At 68.7% G+C, this 18,530-nt stretch carries 19 protein-coding genes; 5 read left to right on the forward strand and 14 right to left on the reverse strand.

The features are described 5' to 3' along the window. Positions 1 to 425: 425 nt before the first annotated feature. The 5 genes from lptB to J2W78_RS16720 all read right to left on the reverse strand — a co-directional run bounded on the left by lptB (position 426) and on the right by J2W78_RS16720 (position 4,167). Positions 426 to 1,295, reverse strand: a complete 870-nt coding sequence (gene lptB, locus J2W78_RS16700; RefSeq protein WP_253374069.1) for an LPS export ABC transporter ATP-binding protein — start codon at positions 1,293 to 1,295, stop codon at positions 426 to 428. A 17-nt stretch (positions 1,296 to 1,312) separates the two neighbouring features. Further along, entirely contained in the window at positions 1,313 to 2,041 is a 729-nt protein-coding gene (locus tag J2W78_RS16705) for an LptA/OstA family protein (RefSeq protein WP_253372284.1), read from the reverse strand. Then, positions 2,038 to 2,796: a lipopolysaccharide-assembly, LptC-related protein gene (locus tag J2W78_RS16710; RefSeq protein WP_253372286.1), complete on the reverse strand. Its 759-nt coding sequence runs from the start codon at positions 2,794 to 2,796 to the stop codon at positions 2,038 to 2,040. The genes J2W78_RS16705 and J2W78_RS16710 overlap by 4 nt, the downstream gene beginning before the upstream one ends. Before the next feature lie 268 nt (positions 2,797 to 3,064). Next, complete coding sequence (locus J2W78_RS16715; protein ID WP_253372288.1) at positions 3,065 to 3,694, reverse strand: ribonuclease D; 630 nt, start codon at positions 3,692 to 3,694, stop codon at positions 3,065 to 3,067. Between the two features lie 95 nt (positions 3,695 to 3,789). After that, positions 3,790 to 4,167 (reverse strand): ComEA family DNA-binding protein, encoded by a 378-nt coding sequence (locus tag J2W78_RS16720; RefSeq protein ID WP_253372290.1) that lies wholly within the window; start codon positions 4,165 to 4,167, stop codon positions 3,790 to 3,792. Positions 4,168 to 4,473: 306 nt separating this feature from the next. Between J2W78_RS16720 and J2W78_RS16725 the strand changes: the two genes are divergently transcribed. The 3 genes from J2W78_RS16725 (at position 4,474) to J2W78_RS16735 (ending at position 6,337) form a co-directional block, all read left to right on the forward strand. Continuing rightward, positions 4,474 to 4,806, forward strand: coding sequence for a CsbD family protein (locus J2W78_RS16725; protein ID WP_253372292.1), 333 nt, complete (start codon positions 4,474 to 4,476; stop codon positions 4,804 to 4,806). Between the two features lie 47 nt (positions 4,807 to 4,853). Then, the gene (locus J2W78_RS16730) at positions 4,854 to 5,765 is read left to right on the forward strand and encodes a PhnA-like protein (protein ID WP_253372294.1); all 912 of its coding nucleotides are present in this window, start codon (positions 4,854 to 4,856) and stop codon (positions 5,763 to 5,765) included. Between the two features lie 152 nt (positions 5,766 to 5,917). Then, a complete protein-coding gene (locus tag J2W78_RS16735) occupies positions 5,918 to 6,337 on the forward strand; it encodes a BA14K family protein (protein ID WP_253372296.1) in 420 nt (139 codons plus the stop codon). Between the two features lie 105 nt (positions 6,338 to 6,442). Here J2W78_RS16735 and J2W78_RS16740 read toward each other — a convergent pair whose 3' ends face one another. After that, positions 6,443 to 7,969 carry a sensor domain-containing diguanylate cyclase gene (locus J2W78_RS16740; RefSeq protein ID WP_253372298.1) on the reverse strand — a complete coding sequence of 509 codons (1,527 nt, stop codon included), beginning with the start codon at positions 7,967 to 7,969 and terminating at the stop codon, positions 6,443 to 6,445. A gap of 347 nt (positions 7,970 to 8,316) precedes the next feature. Between J2W78_RS16740 and J2W78_RS16745 the strand changes: the two genes are divergently transcribed. Continuing rightward, complete coding sequence (locus J2W78_RS16745; RefSeq protein WP_253372301.1) at positions 8,317 to 9,636, forward strand: MFS transporter; 1,320 nt, start codon at positions 8,317 to 8,319, stop codon at positions 9,634 to 9,636. 37 nt (positions 9,637 to 9,673) lie between these two features. Here the strand turns inward: J2W78_RS16745 and J2W78_RS16750 are convergent, their stop codons facing one another. Beyond that, positions 9,674 to 10,105 carry a PaaI family thioesterase gene (locus J2W78_RS16750; protein ID WP_253372303.1) on the reverse strand — a complete coding sequence of 144 codons (432 nt, stop codon included), beginning with the start codon at positions 10,103 to 10,105 and terminating at the stop codon, positions 9,674 to 9,676. Between the two features lie 43 nt (positions 10,106 to 10,148). Here J2W78_RS16750 and J2W78_RS16755 point away from each other — a divergent pair, with 43 nt between their 5' ends. Beyond that, complete coding sequence (locus J2W78_RS16755) at positions 10,149 to 10,712, forward strand: CoA-binding protein (RefSeq protein ID WP_253372305.1); 564 nt, start codon at positions 10,149 to 10,151, stop codon at positions 10,710 to 10,712. A 60-nt stretch (positions 10,713 to 10,772) separates the two neighbouring features. On the opposite strand, the gene J2W78_RS16760 is transcribed toward J2W78_RS16755, so the two are convergent. The 7 genes from J2W78_RS16760 to J2W78_RS16790 form a co-directional block, all read right to left on the reverse strand. Further along, entirely contained in the window at positions 10,773 to 11,198 is a 426-nt protein-coding gene (locus J2W78_RS16760; protein WP_056192596.1) for an organic hydroperoxide resistance protein, read from the reverse strand. 150 nt (positions 11,199 to 11,348) lie between these two features. Further along, positions 11,349 to 12,611, reverse strand: coding sequence for an MFS transporter (locus J2W78_RS16765; protein ID WP_253372307.1), 1,263 nt, complete (start codon positions 12,609 to 12,611; stop codon positions 11,349 to 11,351). Beyond that, positions 12,608 to 13,606: a MaoC family dehydratase gene (locus J2W78_RS16770; protein ID WP_253372309.1), complete on the reverse strand. Its 999-nt coding sequence runs from the start codon at positions 13,604 to 13,606 to the stop codon at positions 12,608 to 12,610. Before J2W78_RS16770 ends, J2W78_RS16765 begins: the two co-directional genes overlap by 4 nt. A gap of 100 nt (positions 13,607 to 13,706) precedes the next feature. Beyond that, the gene (locus J2W78_RS16775; RefSeq protein WP_253372311.1) at positions 13,707 to 14,678 is read right to left on the reverse strand and encodes a type II secretion system F family protein; all 972 of its coding nucleotides are present in this window, start codon (positions 14,676 to 14,678) and stop codon (positions 13,707 to 13,709) included. A 72-nt stretch (positions 14,679 to 14,750) separates the two neighbouring features. Beyond that, positions 14,751 to 15,722, reverse strand: coding sequence for a type II secretion system F family protein (locus tag J2W78_RS16780; protein ID WP_253372313.1), 972 nt, complete (start codon positions 15,720 to 15,722; stop codon positions 14,751 to 14,753). Further along, positions 15,719 to 17,167: a CpaF family protein gene (locus tag J2W78_RS16785; protein WP_253372315.1), complete on the reverse strand. Its 1,449-nt coding sequence runs from the start codon at positions 17,165 to 17,167 to the stop codon at positions 15,719 to 15,721. The genes J2W78_RS16780 and J2W78_RS16785 overlap by 4 nt, the downstream gene beginning before the upstream one ends. 47 nt (positions 17,168 to 17,214) lie before the next feature. Beyond that, a complete protein-coding gene (locus J2W78_RS16790; protein ID WP_253372317.1) occupies positions 17,215 to 18,459 on the reverse strand; it encodes an AAA family ATPase in 1,245 nt (414 codons plus the stop codon). Between the last annotated feature and the right edge of the window lie 71 nt (positions 18,460 to 18,530).

An 18,530-nucleotide genomic window follows, 5' to 3' on the forward strand; every position in this document is an offset into this window, starting at 1 on the left:
AAAGCGGTTTGTCCGCCCGTCACCCAAATTCTCGCACCGCGGTAGCCGAGCAACAGAGGCAAGCCGCCCCCAGCCGATTCTACTGGTGAGCACTGGCTCATCGCCACACCTGCATTTGCCAGGGGCGTGCGAAGAAAGTGTTTCTGGCAAGACGGCAGCGGTGAGCATGGTTCAGCGGTCGTTACCGCACCGGCGAAAACTCGCTTCGGGCCGTCCTTTGCGGCGAACGAGGGGAAGATGTCTCCACGGCCCGGCCGGCGTGCGAAGGACCCATCAGGCCCCTGATATGACATCGTCAGACAAGGCAGCCCTCTGCGAGAACCGACCTGAGCCTGCGTAGCGCTACGGTCCGTCACCGGGAGGGAGGAATGCCGCCCCGGCCTCTGGTCGCCGAGTCCGGCCTTATCTTCGCCCGCCGCCCCGACCTAAAGCCGGAAATCCTCGCCGAGATAGAGCCGGCGAGCGTCCTCGTTGGCCACGATCTGCTCGGGCGTGCCCTCGGTGAGGATGCGGCCGGAATGGGCGATGTAGGCGCGGTCGATCAGGCCGAGCGTCTCGCGGACATTGTGGTCGGTGATGAGCACGCCGATGCCGCGCTGCTTCAGGTGCTTCACGAGATCCTGGATGTCGCCGACGGCAATCGGATCGATACCGGCGAAGGGCTCGTCGAGCAGCATGAAGGTCGGCGAGGAGGCAAGCGCCCGGGCGATCTCGCAGCGGCGGCGCTCGCCGCCCGAGAGCGCGATGGAGGGCGACTTGCGCAGGCGCGCGATGTCGAACTCTTCGAGCAGGGAGTCGAGCTTGCGCTCGCGGGCCTTGCGGTCCGGCTCGGCCACTTCGAGCACGGCGCGGATGTTGTCCTCGACCGAGAGCCCGCGGAAGATCGAGGCTTCCTGCGGCAGGTAGCCGATGCCGAGCCGGGCCCGCTGGTACATCGGCAGGTGGGTGATCTCCATCCCGTCGAGGCTGATGAAGCCGCGGTCGGCGGGGACGAGGCCGGTGATCATGTAGAAGATCGTGGTCTTGCCGGCGCCGTTGGGGCCCAGCAGCCCCACCGCCTCGCCGTTATGGACGGTGAGCCCGGCCTCGTGGACCACGGTGCGCGCGCCGTAGCTCTTGCGAAGGCCGCGCACGTGCAGCACGCCCGGACCGCCGCCCTCGGCGAGCACGCCGCCGGGCGCCGGCTGCGGCGCCGATCCACCACGCCCGAGAAAGCGGCCGAACCACGAGGCTTTGCGGCCCCAGCTCGCCGGCCTCGGCTCGGCGACCGCGCGAAGCGGCACGCCCGCAGGCATTCCGGCCCCCGTCACCGTCAGTTCGCCTGCGCCCGCGTCTTGACGGTCGGCTTCTCGGCACCCTTGTCGGCCCCCTTGGCACCGGGCTTGGCCGCGATGGCCGGCTGGGTGCAGCCCTTCGGCTGACTGCCCTTCGCCTGGCCGGCCTCGCCCGGCACGAACATCGCCGAGACGCGTCCGCCGGCCACCGGGTCCATGTTGGCCCGGCCGCTCGCCATATCGTAGACGAGGCGCGAGCCACGGGTGACGTTCTGGCACTGGCTGAGCACGACGTTGCCGGTCAGCACGATGCGCTTGGCCTCTTGATCGAACACGGCGTTGTCGCCGGTGGCGATCTGATCCTTCTGCGCGACGGTCACGGGGCCGGCGCATTCGACCTTGCGGATGCCGTTGCCGCCGAGCGCCGCCTTGGCCTTCGCGTCCTCGGCGGCTTCTGCCTCCGACTTCGCCGCGTCCTTGTTCGAGTCCTTGTCCTTGTCGCGCTTGTAGTGGACCGTCATCGCCGAGCAGCGGATCGTGCTCTCGCCCTGCACCGCCACGACGTTGCCGGCGAAGATCGCCTTGTTTTCCTTGTCGAACACGTCGAGCCGGTCGGCGTCGATCTTGATCGGCCCCTTGCCGCCGCCGACGGTGCCGAGCGCGGCGGGCTTCTCCTTTGCCGTCTCCTTGGTCGGAGCCGCGGTCGCGGACTGCGCCAGGAGGAGAGCGAGGCCGGCGGCCAGCGCCGGGCCGAGACGCGGGGTCATCGCGTGGGTTCCGCAGCGGAGGTGTGGATGCGCTCCGAATCCGTCCGCAAGGCGACCTTGGCCCCGTTCTCCTTATCGGCCTCGTCACCGTGGAACACCGCGTGCACGCGGCCGACGAAGGAGACGACGCGGCCGTTCTCAACCACGTCGAGGGTGTCGGCCACGATGGAGCCCGACGGCACCGTAACGGTGACGGCCTTGGACGAGCGAAGGCTGCCGGTCTTGAAATCGACGGTGGCGACCGAGAGGCGAACCTCCTCGCCCTTGTCGGTCCAGAGCCGGATATCGTTCTCGAGGTTGAGCGATTCGCGGGTGGAATCGAACACGCCGCCCTTCGCCTGCAGATACGCACGGCCGCCCTTGTCGTCGGTGGCGACATGGCCCTTCATGGCCTGAAGCTCGATGATGCTGGGCTTGCGCACGTCCTGCTGCGCCGCGTCGGCGACCACTTCGTAGCCACGCTCGCCTTTGCGGAAGCCGGACAGGCGCGGATTCTCCATCGTCACTTTCGTGCCAGAAACGCTGATCGGGCCGAAGGAGACGTTGGGAATGCTGCCCGTGAGCGGGCTCCAGAGCACGATCGCAGCAAGCGCCAGCACCGCGATGCCGGCGGTGACCGGGATAACCCGGCGCAGCGTCCGGACCTGCGCGCTGTGCCGTCGCGCGCGCCCATGCGCCCGCTTGCGACGCGCGTTCTCGTTCGCGGCTAGCGCGAGGAGATCCGTCTCCCCCTGGATGGTGTCGGCCGCCTGCATCGCGTTCCTGAAGGATCGGCGCGCTTGCGGTCGCGCCCCGCCGGCCGGATGCCCCGGTGCGGTGGCAAAGTTATGGCCTCGTCTTCGCGAAATGATCAACGGCACCCGCGTGCGCCCTCGCACCGAAAGCGGCATGAAACTTCGCATCCCGACATGCTTCCTGCGCGGCGTTGCCGGCCGGCATCGCTCCCGGTACCGCAGTGACGCGGCTCGCTCAGATGCTCTCTACTTCGCCGGATCAGCCCTGACCTTGGAGGGCCCTTGGGTCTCAGGCGTGGGCGAAGATGTCGACTTCCGGCCAGCCGGCGAGATCGAGCTTGGATCGGGTCGGCAGGAAGTCGAAACAGGCCCGCGCCATCTCGGTGCGGCCCTCGCGGGTCAGCATGGCATCGAGACGCTCGCGGGCGGCATGCAGATGGAGGACGTCGGACGCCGCGTAGTCGATCTGCGCCTGGCTCAGGGTACCCGCGCCCCAGTCGGACGATTGCTGCTGCTTGGAGAGATCGACGCCCACGAGTTCGCGCACGACGTCCTTGAGGCCGTGACGGTCGGTGTAGGTGCGGGCGAGCTTCGAGGCGATCTTCGTGCAATAGACCGGCGCCGGCATGACGCCGAAGGCGTTGAACAGCACCGCGAGATCGAACCGGGCGAAGTGGAAAATCTTGACGACGCCGGCATCGGCCAGGACCGCCATGAGCCGTTCCGGCGCCGGGTCGCCGGGCCGGATCTGCACCACATCGGCGCTGCCGTCGCCGCGGGACACCTGCACGACGCAGAGCCGATCGCGATGCGGGTTGAGCCCCAGCGTCTCGGTATCGATCGCGATCGCCTCGCCCGGCTCGAAATCGGGCGGCAGGTCGCCGTGGTGGAGGCGGATCCGGGAAGGGGCGGCGGCCATCGTGGGTTCAAGCGTGTTCGAAGAGCGGGACGACCCGCGCGTAGCACCGCGCGCGCCGTCCCGATAGCTCCGCCGATCCACCGGCGGATGAAACGCTACTTCTGCTTGGCGATGATCTGGTCCTTGATGCCGGCATAAACCGCTTCCGGCACGATCTTCTTGCGGACCAGTTCGTCCTTGCCGCGATAGGGACGGCCCTTGACGATGGCCGCCGAGCGGGCCTCGCCGATGCCCTTGAGCCGGCTCAGCTCCTCGGCGCTGGCCGAGTTGATGTCGATCAATTCTGCCTTCGCATCCGCCTTCGCATCCGCCTTGGCGGCCGCGGAGGGTGTGGCGGCCGGCGCGGTTGCGGGGGCGCTGGCCGGCGGCTTCGTGGTGGGGGATGGCGCGGCCGGACTCGGCGCCTGTGCCAGGGCCGGGGCGGCAGCAAGCCCGATCAGAACGGTGATGGTGCGCAGCAGAGACGAACGCATGTCGATCTCCCGACATCTCGGGGCGGCGGGGCGCCGCGCCCTATCCCGACACGTAGGGCAAATCTGTTGAACCGTCCTTGAACGCGATCCTGCGGTGATCCGAACACTTCCCGCGACGGCATTCTTTGAAAAGAAGCGGGAGACCTGGCGCGATTGTGACACAGGATTCGCAGTGCGGCCGCGGAACCACAGTGTTCGCAACTCGTTCGTGCACCGCTGCCCGGTCAAGCTCACGACCGGCAACGAACGTCGGTCCGCCCCCCGAAAGGCGACACGACGAGGACTTTTCGAGCGAGGAATGCGACCATGGTCGATGGCAACAGGATCACCGGCGCCGCCCGGGAGTTGGGCGGAAAGCTTCAGGGCGCGATCGGAGATCTGACCGGCTCCCGCGACGATTCGGCTGAGGGCCGCCTGCGCGAGGCCGCGGGCCGGGTGGAGAACGTCTACGGTCAGGCCAAGGACGCCGCGCGGCACGCTGCGGACGAGGCCTACGACACCGCCGAGGACCTCTACGATCGCGGCCGCCGCTCCCTGCAGGATGGACACGAGCGCTCGGTCGAGTGGCCGCACACGTCCCTCCTCATTGCCGGCCTCGTCGGCTTCGGCCTCGGCCTTCTCGTGCGCGGGCGCAACTGACGCCTGCCCCCTTCCTCTTCGAACGGCCCCAGACTCGGAGTACCAGAGTGTCCTATCCTTCCGGCTTCCAACCATCGCCCATCGACGGCACGCGGAGCCTCGCCCACGAGACCGTCGCCCTCAATCAGGTCTCCTGGGGCGCCGTCTTCGCAGGTGCCGCGACGGCGCTGGTGACGCAGGTCGTCATCAACCTCGGAGGCGTCGCCGCCGGCCTCGCCTCGGTCGGCCTCGACACGGCCGAGAACCCGACGGCGTCGAACTTCTCCCTCGGGGCCGGCGCGTGGTTCGTCGCCTCCGGGGTCATCGCCTCCTTGGTCGGCGGCCTGATCGCCGGTCGCCTCTCCGGCAAGCCGCTGCGCGGCGTCGCCGGGCTGCACGGCTTCGTGTCGTGGGTCGTCACCACCCTCGTCGTCCTCTACCTGCTGACCTCCGCCGCCAGCGGCATCGTCGGCAGCGCCGTCAGCACGGTGGGCTCGGCCCTCGGCGGAGCCGGCAACCTCGTCGGCGGAACGATTCAGACCGCAGCGCAGGCCGCCGCTCCCTCGCTGACCAAGGTCTCCAACCCGCTCGATCAGATCGAGCGGCGGGTGAAGGATCAGGCCGCCGGCCAGGACCCGCAGGCAGCCCGCGATGCTGCCGTCTCGGCCGTGCGTGCCCTGCTCTCGGGCGACGCCGCCGACAAGCAGCAGGCGGAGACGCGCGCTGCCGACGCGCTCGCCAAGGCGCAGAACATCCCGGTCGATCAGGCGCGCCAGCAGGTCCAGGACTACCAGAAGCAGTACGAGCAGGCGGTCGCCACCGCCAAGAAGCAGGCGGAAGAGGCAGCCAAGACCGCCAAATCCGTCGCGACCCAGGGCGCCCTCTACGCCGCGATCGCGCTGATCCTCGGCGCCATCGCCGCCTTCATCGGCGGGCTTCTCGCCGCGCCGAAGCCGGCTTCCCTGACCGTTCGCGACTGAACCGTCGGTCCGGCCCCGATCCGGCGGCCTCCCCGCCGCCGGACGCGGGTACCCGCTTCGCACGTTGTCAGAGAATGGAGCGCCGGCCGTTCGTACCGGCCGGCGCTCCCGTTTCGAACTGAGGCTCAACGACCGATGGAGCATTCAAACCGATGAAATCGACCTTCGCCCTCGCTGCCATGACCGCTCTGCTCGTCGGCACGCCGGCTTTGGCTGGATCCGCGCCTCAGAGCCCAGTGGAGGCCCTGGTTCGGGGCGATCTGCCGACCGACTATGTCCAGTACCGCCGCTACGGCCACCGCCATTATGGGCACCGCCGCTACGGCTACGGTCGGGGCTATCGCCGCGGTCAGGGCGTCGGAGCCGCCGTCGGCGCCGGTGTCGCGGGCCTCGCGGCCGGTGCCATCCTCGGTGGTGCCATCGCCAACTCACAGGCCCAGGCCGCGCCCGTCGTGGTCCAGGGCGGCGGCGATCCGGAGGCTGTGGCGGCCTGCGCCCGCCGCTTCCGCTCCTACGACGCGCGCAGCGGCACCTATCTCGGCAACGACGGCGCCCGCCACCCCTGCCCGTAAGCGCAGCACTCCACCCGCGCCCGCACGATATCGGTGCGCGGGTGGCCGAGTCGGGGCGGCGGTGACGATCAAGCTCTGCCTAATGCGGCCGACCGTGTCGCTTCGTCAGGCCGCATATCGGGTCTGATTCCGCCCGCCCGCCTTGGCCTCGTAGAGCGCCGCGTCGGCCCGCCGGTAGAGATCCTCGGCGCTTGCCTTGCCGGAACGCACGGCGAGGCCGAGACTCACGGTGACCGTTCGGGGAGCGATGCCGGCGGAGGGTACGGCAAATCCAGCGATCGCATGGTGAATCGCCTCGGCGATGCGGGTCGCGCCGTTACGGTCCGTCCCCGGCAGCAGAACCGCGAACTCCTCTCCGCCGATGCGGGCGACGAGGTCGCCCGGTCGCCGAACGCTGGCGCCCAAGCTGGCCGCGAGCCCCTTGAGCACGGCGTCGCCGACCGCGTGGCCGTAGCGATCATTGTAGCGCTTGAAGTGGTCGGCATCGATCAGGATGAGCGCGAGCGGGCGGCCCGTATTCCGGGACGTCTCCAAGCTTTGAGCGAAGACCGTTTCGAAGCATCGCCGGTTCGGTAGGCCGGTCAGAACGTCGGTCTGGGCGAGGCGAGCCAGTTCGACCTGCATGGCCGCACTGCGGCGCAGTTCCCGCCCGAACAGGAGCGAGAGCAGAACCGTCAATCCACACAGGGCGAGAACCGCGAAGCCGATGACGGCCGCCTTCTCCCGCCACTCCGCCTCAATCTCCCGCGTTCCGAGGGCGACATTGAGAACGAGCGGCAAATCGCCGACCTGGGTGAAGGCGTAGTACCGCTCGACGCCGTCGCGGACGGAGACGCCCTTGAAGCTGCCGTCGCGCTTGACTACGAAATTCTGGAAGGTTGGGGCACCGGCGATGTTCGCACCGATATCGCCCTCAACGGAAGGGTACCGCATCACGCGGGTGCCATCCCGCAGATAGAGGTTGATCCCGCCTTCGCGACCAAGCCCGATCCGGGCGAACAAGCGGCTGAAATAGGACAGTTTCAGGCTCGCCAACACGACGCCGCCGAAGCTACCATCCGGCTTGTCGATGCGCCGGCTCAATACGATGACCGGTTCGCCGAGCAGACGCGATATCAAGGGCCGGCTGATGTGCAGGCCGAGGTCGGCATGCGTCTTGTGATCCTGGAAATAACTGCGGTCGGCACTGTTGAGCCGGCGGGGCGTGTCAGAGTTCGCATCGATGATGCTGTCGCCGTTCTCGTCGACAACGAGCATGACCCCCATGTCGCGGGCGGTCGCGGCACGATCGAACAGGGCGAGGCGGCGCAGGGACGGGCTGATCTCCGCCAGTCCAGCCGCCTTGAGGTTGTCGGTGACGCCCTGCAGGGACAGATCGATGATCTCGACGTTGCGAGCGATGTCACGCTCGATCACCTGAAGCAGGTTCTTCGACGTCTGCTCGGCCTTGTCCCAAGCGTCCTGGCGAAGTTCGAGCAGCATGAGGGCCGAGAGCACCAGCATCCCGATCGGCGCAAGCACGCCGAGGATGATCCAGCTCCGGGCGGAGCGGACGCGCAGGGCCAGCGCAAGCCATTGCGCCGACAGCGATCCTTCCCGCATCCAGTTCCGTTCGCCTTCGGGGGTACGCATCGGCTTCGTTCTGACGAATGGTCCCCTCTTTTCCGGTGCGGCGCTCTAAGCAAACCTTTCGCCGGGCCGCGACGGCGGCGCTCGATCCGACCATGGCTAAGGCGGCGTTACCGGGGGCCGCCGCCATCCACATTCCACGCATTCGTGATCGCGATGCCGGGATTACCATCATCGGCAATCGGAACGATCCGGCCGAGCGGGCTTTAGCGCGGGGATCGAACGGACTTGCGGTCGTCTCGCGACGCCGTTTGTGCCGCCCGACCCCTGGAAACGCTCATTCCGCAACGTCGTTTTCGAAGGCCGACCTTCGCCCTTCCGGACGCTGCGCCGACCCGTGGACATTGCCGATGCGTGGCGACGCACTTCCCTCGATCGATCCCGTGTCTCGCCAGCCCTCCCGGCGCGCGTTGCGCGGGCTCGACCTGCTCAACGTGACCCTCGCCGACGTGCGCGACGGCCTCGGCCCCTATCTCGCCATCTACCTTCTGGCCGTGCGCGGGCCCGATCAGGGCTGGAACGAGGCGACGATCGGTCTCGTGATGACGATCGCCGGCGTGGCCGGATTGCTCGCCCAGACGCCCGCGGGCGCCCTGATCGACCGCACCAATGCCAAGCGCGGCGTCGTCATCGCCGCGGCGGTGGTCGTGACGCTGAGTTGTCTCGTTCTCCCCTGGATCTCGAATTTCACGCTCGTGGCCGCCACGCAGGCGCTGGCCAGCATGGCGGGTTCGATCTTCGCGCCGGCGCTTACCGGCATCACTCTGGGGATCGTCGGCCCGAAGCTGTTCTCGAAGCGCATCGGACGCAACGAGGGCTTCAACCATGCGGGCAACGCGGTCTCGGCGATGCTGGCGGGCGGCTTGGCCTATGTCTTCGGCCCCGTCGTCGTGTTCTGGCTGATGGGACTTCTCGCCGCCTGCTCGATCGTCGCGATGCTGATGGTGCCGGCCGAGGAAATCGACGACGACCTCGCCCGCGGCCTCGACTGCGCCGAAGACCAGAACTGCGAGCAGCCCTCGGGTCTGAGTTTGCTGTTGCGCAACCGCCACCTGATGCTGTTCGCGCTTCTCTGCGCCGCGTTCCACCTCGCCAACGCGGCGATGCTGCCCTCCGTCGGGCAGTTGCTCACCAAGGTCGTCGGCAAGGACAACGCGACCTCGCTGATCGCGGTCTGCATCGTCGCCGCGCAATGCGTGATGGTGCCGATGGCGGTGCTGGTGGGCGCCAAGGCCGACAGCTTCGGGCGCAAGCCGATCTTCCTCGTCGCCTTCGGCGTGCTGGCCCTGCGCGGCGTGCTCTACACGGTCTCGGACAACCCGTTCTATCTCGTGGCGGTCCAGTGCCTCGACGGCGTCGGCGCCGGCATCTACGGCGCGCTGTTCCCGATCGTCGTCGCCGACCTCACCCGCGGCACCGGCCGGTTCAACGTCGCCCAGGGCGCGGCGGCCACCGCACAGGGTCTCGGCGCGGCGCTCAGCGCGACGCTGGCCGGGGTGGTCATCGTGAGTGCGGGCTACTCGGCGGCCTTCCTCGTGCTGGCCGCGATCGCGGCGGCGGGTTTCGCACTCTATCTGCTGTTCATGCCGGAAACCTTCGGCTACGAGCCGCGCCCGACGGACGCGCCGCCGAAATCGCCCTCGACGCCGCTCGCGGCGCCGGCCGAGTAGATCCGACCTCCGGCTCCATCACGAGCATCGAATCGCCTCACCGCTCCGGCGGGATCGAGTAGGTGCCAGTGGCGTGGCAGACGATCGCCTCCTCGCCCGCACTCCGGATCGCGACCTCGCCCACCGCGAGGCGCCGCCCGAGCTTCAGGAGCCGGCATTCGGCAACGAGGGCGGCGGGGCCGGGGCGGCGGAGGAAGTTGACGTTCAGGCTCGTCGTCACGGCGAGCGCCACCGGGCCGATATTCGCGAGGATCGCCGCGTAGAGCACATAATCGGCCAAGGCCATCATCGACGGGCCGGACACCGTGCCGCCGGGGCGCAGGTGGCGTTCATGGTAATCGAGGCGCATCCGTGCGGAGAGCGCACCGACCGCCTCCAGATGGTAGTGGCGCCAGCCCGCATTCATCTGCGGAAAGTCGCGCTCGAGGAAGGCGGCGGTCTCCTCCAGGCTCAACACGGTCTCGCTCATGCCCTGCCTTGCAGCACGCCGACGCATGGCGGACAAGGGCGGCATGATCCCGACGATCGACGACGCGCCCGACGGCATCGCCACCCGGCACGACCGCTATCCCGATGCGCAGATCCGCGCCGTGCTCAAGGACGCGCGCTCGATCGCCCTGGTGGGCGCCTCGGCCAACCCGGCGCGGCCGAGCTATATCGTCTTCAAGTACCTGGCCGAGCGCGGCTACGCGGTGACGCCGGTCAATCCGGGGCTGGCGGGCCAGACCCTGCTCGGCCGGCCGGTGATCGCGAGGCTGTCCGATCTGGCCGGGCCGGTCGACATGGTTGAGATCTTCCGCAATTCCGCTGCGGCGGGTCCGCTGGTCGATGAGGCGCTGGCGCTGCCGGTGCCGCCGAAGGTGATCTGGATGCAACTCGGCGTGCGCGACGACGCGGCCGCCGCGCGAGCCGAGGCAGCGGGCGTCACGGTGATCATGAACCGCTGCCCGAAGATCGAGTACGGCCGGCTTTCCGGCGAGATCGGCTGGACCGGCGTGAACTCCCGCATCATCAGCGCGAAGAAGCCGGTGATGGCGAAGGGCGGCGTGCAGAAACGGACGATCGAAGGCACGTGACGCAAGAACGCCCCCGGCCTTGGGCCGAGGGCGCTTCGCGGCTATCGATCAGGGTAAGGCTCAGGCGACCGTAAGGCCGACATCGACATTCCCCCGCGTCGCATTGGAATACGGGCAGATCTGGTGGGCCGCCTCGACGAGGCGCTCCGCGTCGGCGCGGTCGAGGCCCGGCAGGCTGACCTTGAGGTCGGCGGTGATGCCGAAGCCGCCCTCGGAGCGCGGACCAATGCCGACTTGGGCGGTCACTGTGGTGTCGGCGGGCACCTTCAGCTTGAGCTGGCCGCCGGCGACCTTCAGGGCGCCGATGAAGCAGGCGGAATAGCCCGCGGCGAAGAGCTGCTCGGGATTGGCGCCGGGACCGCCCGCACCGCCGAGTTCCTTCGGGGTCGAGAGCTGGACCTGGAAGCTGCCGTCCTCCGTGCGGGCGGAGCCGTCGCGGCCACCCGTGGCGGAGGCAGTGGTGCGGTACTTCACATCGACGGTCATGGGTCTGTCCTCGTGATGGGCGTGGAACGGGGCCGATCCGTTCGGCTTGGCCTCTTCCTATCGGAAATTTAGATTGTGCGCAATGTAAATAGCGCGCAATCTATTCGCTTGATGCATGGCTGATCTGCCTAGGGACGCGCTTTCGCGGCGTCAGGCGTCGCGGCCAGTTTCTGGCATGCAGGCGATGGCGGCGAGGCTGATCCCGGCAGCGACCGTCAGGTAGAGCCCGGCCCAGCCGATGCCACCCCAGCCGGCAAGCCATTGCGCGGCGAATGGGGCGCCCGAGGCGCCGACAATACCGGCGAGATTGTAGGTCACCGAGGCACCGGTATAGCGCACCCGGGTCGGGAACAGTTCGGGCAGCAGCGCGCCCATCGGCCCGAAGATCCAGCCCATGGCAAAGAGCGCGAGGCAGAGGAAAGCGAGCACCAGGGCGGGCTCGCCGCTGCCGAGCATCGGTCCGAGCACCGCGCCGAGCGCCCCCGTGACGGCGAGCCCCGAGAGCATCACGGGCTTGCGTCCAAACCGGTCGGCCGCCCATCCCGAAAGGGGGATCGACAGCGCCATGAACAGGATCGCGACGCACTCGAACAGCAGGAAGGTCTTTCGCGGGTAGCCGAGCGTGCCGGTGCCGTAGCTCAGCGCGAAGACGGTCGAGAGGTAGAACACCGCGTAGGCCGCCACCATGGCGAGCGTGCCGAGCAGCGTTGCGCGCCGATGCGCGGAAAAGATCGTGGCGAGCGGCACCCGCTCCGGCGGGGCCTGTTCGAGGGCGGCGCGAAAGGCCGGCGTCTCGGTGAGCTTGAGGCGGACATAGAGCCCGACGCCGACGAGGGCGGCCGAGGCCAGGAAGGGCAGACGCCAGCCCCAGGCCTCGAAATCCGCCGGGCTCAACGCCACGCTGAGCCCGAGAAACAGAAGGTTGGCGGCGATGAAGCCGATCGGCGCGCCGAGCTGCGGAAAGATCCCGTAGAGCGCGCGGCGCCCCGGCGGCGCGTTCTCGACCGCGAGCAGGGCCGCCCCGCCCCATTCTCCGCCGAAGCCGACGCCCTGGCCGAAGCGCAGCAGGCAGAGCAGGGCCGGCGCCCACCAGCCGATGCTGGCATAGCCCGGCAGGCAGCCGATCAGGACCGTGGACAGCCCCATGATCATCAGCGAGGCGACCAGCGTCGCCTTGCGCCCGATCCGGTCGCCGAAATGCCCGAACGCCGCCGCGCCGACCGGCCGGGCGAGGAAGGCGATGGCGAAGGTCGCGAACGCCTGGAGCGTCTGAACGCCGGGCTCGCCCTGGGGGAAGAAGATCGGCCCGATCACCAGCGCGGCGGCGGTGGCATAGATGTAGAAGTCGTAGAACTCGATCGCGGTGCCGACGAAGCTGGCGACGAGGATCCGGCGGGCGGACGGAGCGCTCATGCAGCCGCAGGCTCCCACTGCCAGAACACCGTGCCGGTGAACGCGAAGACCGGCTCGCCGCGCTGATTCTCGGCGGTGTTGTGGTGGGTGGCGATGCCCCAGCCCGGCCGCGAGCGGGAGGCGCGGCGATCAACGAGTGTGCTGGCATAGCGGATCGTGTCGCCGGCATAGACCGGCCGCAGCCATTTCAGATCCTTGAAGCCCGGCGAGGGGCCGAGTTGCGGCACCGGGCCGGAGCAGGCGGTGAGTGCGATGTCCCGGTCGAAGGTCGCGTTGAGCCGCTTCATCCAGACCGCCGCGGTCTGCCAGCCCGAGGCGCAGAGCGCGCCGAAATGCGTCGCCCGCGCAGCCTCCGCATCGAGATGGAAGATCTGCGGATCGTAGGCCCGCGCGAAGGCGATGATGTCGTCCGCCTCGAAGCGGTGGGCGCCGAGATCGCGAGTCGTGCCAAGCTCCGCCCGCGCAAGGTAGGGCAGCAGCACCGCATCAGCCGGCTCCGTCACGGGGGCCGTCTCGGTCGAGAGCTCGACCGGGCGCGGTGCGGGCTCAGCGCCGGCCCGCGCGAACAGCACCGCGAAGGCCTGGGTCATCACTGCCTCGCCGCGCCCGTTCGTCAGCGTCATCGAGAGCCGCGCGATGCCGCGGTCCGGCTTCGAGGATGAGGGGCGGACCTCCTCGACGCGGATCACCGCACTCAGGGCGTCACCCGGCAGGACGGGTCTGAGCCAGCGCAGGGCGGTGATACCGGGCGACCCCATCGAGGTCGCATGCGAGACGAGGCCGTCCGCGAGCAGCCGCATGCCGACCGCCGCCGTCTGCCAGCCCGAGCCGATCAGGGTGCCGACGAAGGTCGTCTTCGCGGCCGCCTCGTCGAGGTGGAAAGGCTGCGGATCGTAGTCCCGGGCGAAGGCGACGAGTTCGTCACGGCTGACGGTGATCGGCCCTGGCGCGTATTCCTGACCGGGCGCGAGATCGTCGAGGGAAAGCAGAGCCATGGGGTGCCGCGTCGCGGTGGAGATCCGCGTGTGGCTACAGCATCGAACGGCCACGTGCATCCGGGTTCGGGCCGAGGCGGCCCGCGGCCCCCGAAGCCGTCTACTTCATCGCCTCGTAGACCTGGATACCCGCGGGCGTCAGAAGAACCACGAACAGCACCGGCAGAAAGAACAGGATCATCGGCACGGTAAGCTTCGGCGGAAGCGAGGCGGCCTTCTTCTCTGCCTCGGTCATACGAAAGTCGCGGCTCTCCTGCGCCAGCACACGCAGGGCCTGCCCCACGGGCGTGCCGTAGCGCTCGGCCTGCATCAACGCCGTGGTCAGCGATTTGACGATCTCCAGCCCCGTGCGCAGGGCGAGATTCTCATAGGCCACGCGCCGCTCCGGCAGGAAGGACAGCTCGGCAGTCAGGAGCGCCAGCTCCTCCGCGAGCACGGCCGATTGGCTCGCGACCTCCAGGCTGACCCGCCGGAAAGCGTTTTCGACCGACATGCCTGACTCGACGCAGATCAGACACAGGTCGAGGGCGTCGGGCCAGGCGCGGCGGATCTCCGCCTGCCGCTTGGAGGTGACGTTCGACAGGTACACCTCCGGCAGTTTGAGGCCGAAGAAGCCGGCAGCGAAGACGAGGCCGAGCCGGATGACGAACGGCTGGTCGAGCACTTCGAGCACGAACAGGTAAAACAGCGCGACGGCCGTGAGGGTGATCGGCATCACGAGGCGGAAGAAGAGGAAAGCGGTCTCCGCCCCCGCACCGCGATACCCGGCCCGGATCAGCTTGGCTTTGGCGGTCTCCGTCCCGAGCCAGCGGCCGAGGTTGAACTGCTCGACGACCCGCTTCATGTAGGCCTTCGGCTCGACGCGCAGCGTACCGCGGTTGTTGAGCCGCTCGCGTTCGCGCTGACGAATCTGCTCGCGCTCGTCGCTGACCAGCTTCATCCGCTTGGCGAGCGGGTCACCCTCCAGCAGCGGCTGCACCAGGGTGAAGGCCGTAGCCGCTGCGGCGATGCCGGCCAGCACCGCGGCGATGGTGCGGGGCGCGAACGCGGCGTTGACGAAGTCATCCAGCATCGGTGTCCGGCCCAGTCCGTCCCTTGCGGAGCGGCTCGGACCGCCCCTTCACGTCGCCATCCGGTGCGCGACTCAGATGTCGAAATTGATCATCTTCTTCATCACGAAGACGCCGGTCAGCATCCACAGACCCGAGATCACGAGGGCGATCTTGCCGATCGCCGTGGTCCACAGGAGCGCGGTGTAATCGGGACTCGAAAGGTAGGTCCCCCCGCCGACGACGAACGGCAGGGCACCGATGATGGCGGCCGACGCCTTGGCCTCCATGCTCATCGCCTGAATCTTGCCGGCCATCTTCTTGCGCTCGCGCAGCACCCGCGACAGGTTTCCGAGCGCCTCCGAGAGGTTGCCGCCGGCCTTCTGCTGAATGCCGATCACGATGGAGAAGAAGTTCACCTCCGTCACGGGCACGCGCTCGTACATGCGCAGGATCGCGTCGGACATCGACAGGCCGAGCGCCTGCGCCTCCATCGTCACCCGGAACTCGCTGCGCAGCGGCTCTTTCGCCTCGCGGGCGATCATGCGCAGGCAGTCGCCAAGGGGGATGCCGGAGCGTAGACCCCGCACCACCACATCCATGGCGTTGGGCAATTCCTCAATGAAGGCCGCGACCCGCCGCTTCTGCCGCCGCTTGAGCCACCACGCGGGCAGGCCGAGCCCGCCCACGAACAGCGCGAGCCCGGCGACGATCACATTCTGCGAGGCGAAGAAGGCGGCCAGCGCGAGGACCACGGCGGTGATCGCCGAGACGACCTGATACTTCTGGCGGCTCCAATCGAGGCCGGCGCGGGCGATGCGAAGTTCGAGCGTGACCTTGGTCTTGTCCTTCTTGGCTTCCAGCTCCTTGAGGCTCTTGGCGACCTGCTCGCGGCGGTTGGCGGCCGCGCCGCGCTCCGCGAGGACGGCCCGCGGCTGCCCCAGCGCCTTGCGACGCTGGTCCGCCCGCCGCTCGCCCGAGAGGGCGGGCATCAGGAACACGTAGGCGAGCGAACCGGCGGCCACCGCCACGAGCCCGACCGCCAGAGGGGCGTTGAGCGCGCTCACGATGCCGCCTCCACATCGACCACGGCGGCGTCGAGGGCGGCGGCCAGCGCCCGCTCCTCGCCGTAATAGCGCGCCCGCTCCCAGAAGCGCGGCCGGCCGATCCCGGTGGAGCGGTGGCGGCCGAGCAGGCGCCCGTTCGCGTCCTCTCCGAGCACATCGTAGACGAACAGATCCTGGGTGATGATGACCTCACCCTCCATCCCCATCACCTCGGTGATGTGGGTGATGCGCCGGGAGCCGTCGCGCATGCGCATGGCCTGGACGATCACGTCGATCGAGCCGGTGATCATCTCGCGCAACGTTCGCGAGGGCAGCGAGAAGCCGCCCATCGTGATCATCGACTCGATACGCGCAAGGCATTCGCGCGGGGAGTTCGCGTGCAGCGTGCCCATGGAGCCGTCGTGGCCGGTGTTCATCGCCTGCAGCAGATCGAAGGCTTCCGGTCCACGCACCTCGCCGACGATGATGCGTTCGGGGCGCATGCGCAGGCAGTTCTTGACGAGGTCGCGCATGGTGACCTGCCCCTGTCCCTCTAGGTTGGGCGGACGGGTCTCAAGGCGCACCACGTGCGGCTGCTGGAGCTGAAGCTCGGCGGCGTCCTCGCAGGTGATGACGCGCTCGTCTTGCTCGATGAAGGCGGTGAGGCAGTTGAGCAGGGTCGTCTTGCCCGAGCCGGTGCCGCCCGAGATCACGACGTTGCAGCGGACCTTGCCGATGATCTGCAGGATCTTGGCGCCCTCCGGCGAGATCGCCCCGAAGCGCACGAGTTGGTCGAGGGTGAGCTTGTCCTTCTTGAACTTACGGATGGTCAGCACCGGGCCGTCGAGGGCGAGCGGCGGGGCGATGACATTGACGCGCGAGCCGTCGGGCAGGCGCGCGTCGCAGATCGGCGAGGACTCGTCGACGCGGCGGCCGACCTGACTGACGATCCGCTGGCAGATGTTCATCAGCTGCTGGTTGTCACGGAAGCGCACGGAGGTGAGCTGAATCTTGCCGGCGACCTCGATGAAGGTGCGGTCGGCGCCGTTGACCATCACGTCGGCGATGTCGTCGCGGGCCAGAAGCGGCTCCAGCGGACCGTAGCCGAGCACGTCGTTGCAGATGTCGTCGAGCAGTTCCTCCTGCTCGGCAATCGACAGCACGATGTTCTTGAGACCGATGATCTCGGAGACGATGTCGCGGATTTCCTCGCGCGCCGCCTCGCCTTCCAGCCGTGCGAGCTGGGCAAGGTCGATCGCCTCGATCAGCGCGCCGAAGATCATGCTCTTCGTGCGGAAGTAATCTTCGGATTTCGGCTGCTGCACCTGCGGCACCGGGGCGCTCGGCGGCTCGGGACGCGCGCGCACGGCCTCCTGCTGCAGAACCGGCGGGGTGACGGTCACCGGTCCGGCCGCGGGTGCGGCCGGGGCGGGAGCCGCGGCGGTATTGGAGCGTCGACCGAACATGGCGCCGCGCCTTCAGCAGTCGTGGGAGGAAAGAGCGCAGGACACCGTCAGGACGCCTTCTTGCGCGTCAGCCGGGCCAGCAGCGGCTCCAGGAGGTTAGCCCGGGCCCGGCGGATTTCGGCCCGCCCGGTCACGGCCGCAGCGAGATCGGAGAAGATCTCCGCGGGCTTCGAGCCGGCCTGCACCTCGGCGATCATCTGGCCGTTATTGGCAGCGGTGCCGAACAGGGCCGGATCGAAGGGAATGACCGCCTGGAGGGGGACGTCGAGCGCCTTGGCAAATTCGGCCGCCGCGATCTCGGGCCGCTTCGGCACGCCGACGCCGTTGAGGACGACCCGTGCCCGCGCATCGTTGGGACGCTGCTGATGCAGCAGGGCCAGCAGGTTCTTGACGTTGCGCAGGCCCGCCAGATCCGGCGGGGCGACGATCAGGATCTCGTCGGCGCTGATCAGAACGCGGCGGGTCCAGGCCGACCATTGATGCGGCACGTCGAGGACGATGCAGGGCACCGCCGCCCGCAGCAGGTCGGTGAGCGCATCGAAGGCGGGCTCGGTCAGGTCCACGGTGCGGTCGAGGGTGGCGGGCGCCGAGAGCAGGCTCAGGTTGTCGGCGCATTTCGAGAGCAGGCGGTCGAGCAGGTTGGCATCGAGGCGCTCGGGCGCGAACACCGCCTCGGCGATGCCCTGGGGCGGGTCCTGGTTGAAGTTGAGGCTCGCCGTGCCGAAGGCGACGTCGAGGTCGGCGATCACCGTCGCGGTGCCGTGCTCGCGGGCCACCGTCCAGGCAAGATTCTGGGCCACCGTCGAGCTGCCGACGCCGCCGCGCGCGCCGTAGACAGCGACCGTACGCCCCACCGGCTTCGCGCCCGGCGCCGCGAACAGGTCGGAGACCGCGGCGATCATCGCGACCGGCTCGACCGGCGCCATCAGATACTCGCTCACCCCCCGCTGGATGAACTGCCGGTAGAGCAACACGTCGTTGACGTGGCCGATCACCAGCACCTTCGTGCCCTCGTCGCAGACCTCAGCGAGCTGATCGAGGCATTCGAGCGGCCGCGACTTGAGATTCAGGAATTCGAGCACGATCACGTTGGGCGTGGGCGCGTGCCGGTAAGCCTCGAGGGCTGCCGCTCCCCCGCCCATCTGCACCTTGACGTGGGCCTTCTGCATCCGGCGTTCGGCAGCGATGCTCTCGATCATCGCAGCCGTCTCCGGCGTCTCGCAGAAAGCCTGGATCGTGATCCGCGGCACCGGGGCGATCGTCCGCTCTGAAACCTCGTATGGGTCCGGCATGATGCGTGGTTTCCGGTTCTTATGCCGAGTGGCGCGGCCGGTGATCGACAAGGGTTCGAGGCGGCGCGCGA

The organism is Methylorubrum extorquens, assembly GCF_024169925.1.
In the GTDB taxonomy this organism is placed as follows: Bacteria; Pseudomonadota; Alphaproteobacteria; order Rhizobiales; family Beijerinckiaceae; genus Methylobacterium; species Methylobacterium extorquens_A.

Bases quoted from the DNA above. Each gene is read 5' to 3' on its own strand.
- lptB (WP_253374069.1), bottom strand. From the start codon at position 1,295: ATGCCTGCGGGCGTGCCGCTTCGCGCGGTCGCCGAGCCGAGGCCGGCG.
- J2W78_RS16705 (WP_253372284.1), bottom strand. From the start codon at position 2,041: ATGACCCCGCGTCTCGGCCCGGCGCTGGCCGCCGGCCTCGCTCTCCTC.
- J2W78_RS16710 (WP_253372286.1), bottom strand. From the start codon at position 2,796: ATGCAGGCGGCCGACACCATCCAGGGGGAGACGGATCTCCTCGCGCTA.
- J2W78_RS16715 (WP_253372288.1), bottom strand. From the start codon at position 3,694: ATGGCCGCCGCCCCTTCCCGGATCCGCCTCCACCACGGCGACCTGCCG.
- J2W78_RS16720 (WP_253372290.1), bottom strand. From the start codon at position 4,167: ATGCGTTCGTCTCTGCTGCGCACCATCACCGTTCTGATCGGGCTTGCT.
- J2W78_RS16725 (WP_253372292.1), top strand. From the start codon at position 4,474: ATGGTCGATGGCAACAGGATCACCGGCGCCGCCCGGGAGTTGGGCGGA.
- J2W78_RS16735 (WP_253372296.1), top strand. From the start codon at position 5,918: ATGAAATCGACCTTCGCCCTCGCTGCCATGACCGCTCTGCTCGTCGGC.
- J2W78_RS16740 (WP_253372298.1), bottom strand. From the start codon at position 7,969: ATGCGTACCCCCGAAGGCGAACGGAACTGGATGCGGGAAGGATCGCTG.
- J2W78_RS16745 (WP_253372301.1), top strand. From the start codon at position 8,317: ATGCGTGGCGACGCACTTCCCTCGATCGATCCCGTGTCTCGCCAGCCC.
- J2W78_RS16750 (WP_253372303.1), bottom strand. From the start codon at position 10,105: ATGAGCGAGACCGTGTTGAGCCTGGAGGAGACCGCCGCCTTCCTCGAG.
- J2W78_RS16755 (WP_253372305.1), top strand. From the start codon at position 10,149: ATGATCCCGACGATCGACGACGCGCCCGACGGCATCGCCACCCGGCAC.
- J2W78_RS16760 (WP_056192596.1), bottom strand. From the start codon at position 11,198: ATGACCGTCGATGTGAAGTACCGCACCACTGCCTCCGCCACGGGTGGC.
- J2W78_RS16765 (WP_253372307.1), bottom strand. From the start codon at position 12,611: ATGAGCGCTCCGTCCGCCCGCCGGATCCTCGTCGCCAGCTTCGTCGGC.
- J2W78_RS16770 (WP_253372309.1), bottom strand. From the start codon at position 13,606: ATGGCTCTGCTTTCCCTCGACGATCTCGCGCCCGGTCAGGAATACGCG.
- J2W78_RS16775 (WP_253372311.1), bottom strand. From the start codon at position 14,678: ATGCTGGATGACTTCGTCAACGCCGCGTTCGCGCCCCGCACCATCGCC.
- J2W78_RS16785 (WP_253372315.1), bottom strand. From the start codon at position 17,167: ATGTTCGGTCGACGCTCCAATACCGCCGCGGCTCCCGCCCCGGCCGCA.
- J2W78_RS16790 (WP_253372317.1), bottom strand. From the start codon at position 18,459: ATGCCGGACCCATACGAGGTTTCAGAGCGGACGATCGCCCCGGTGCCG.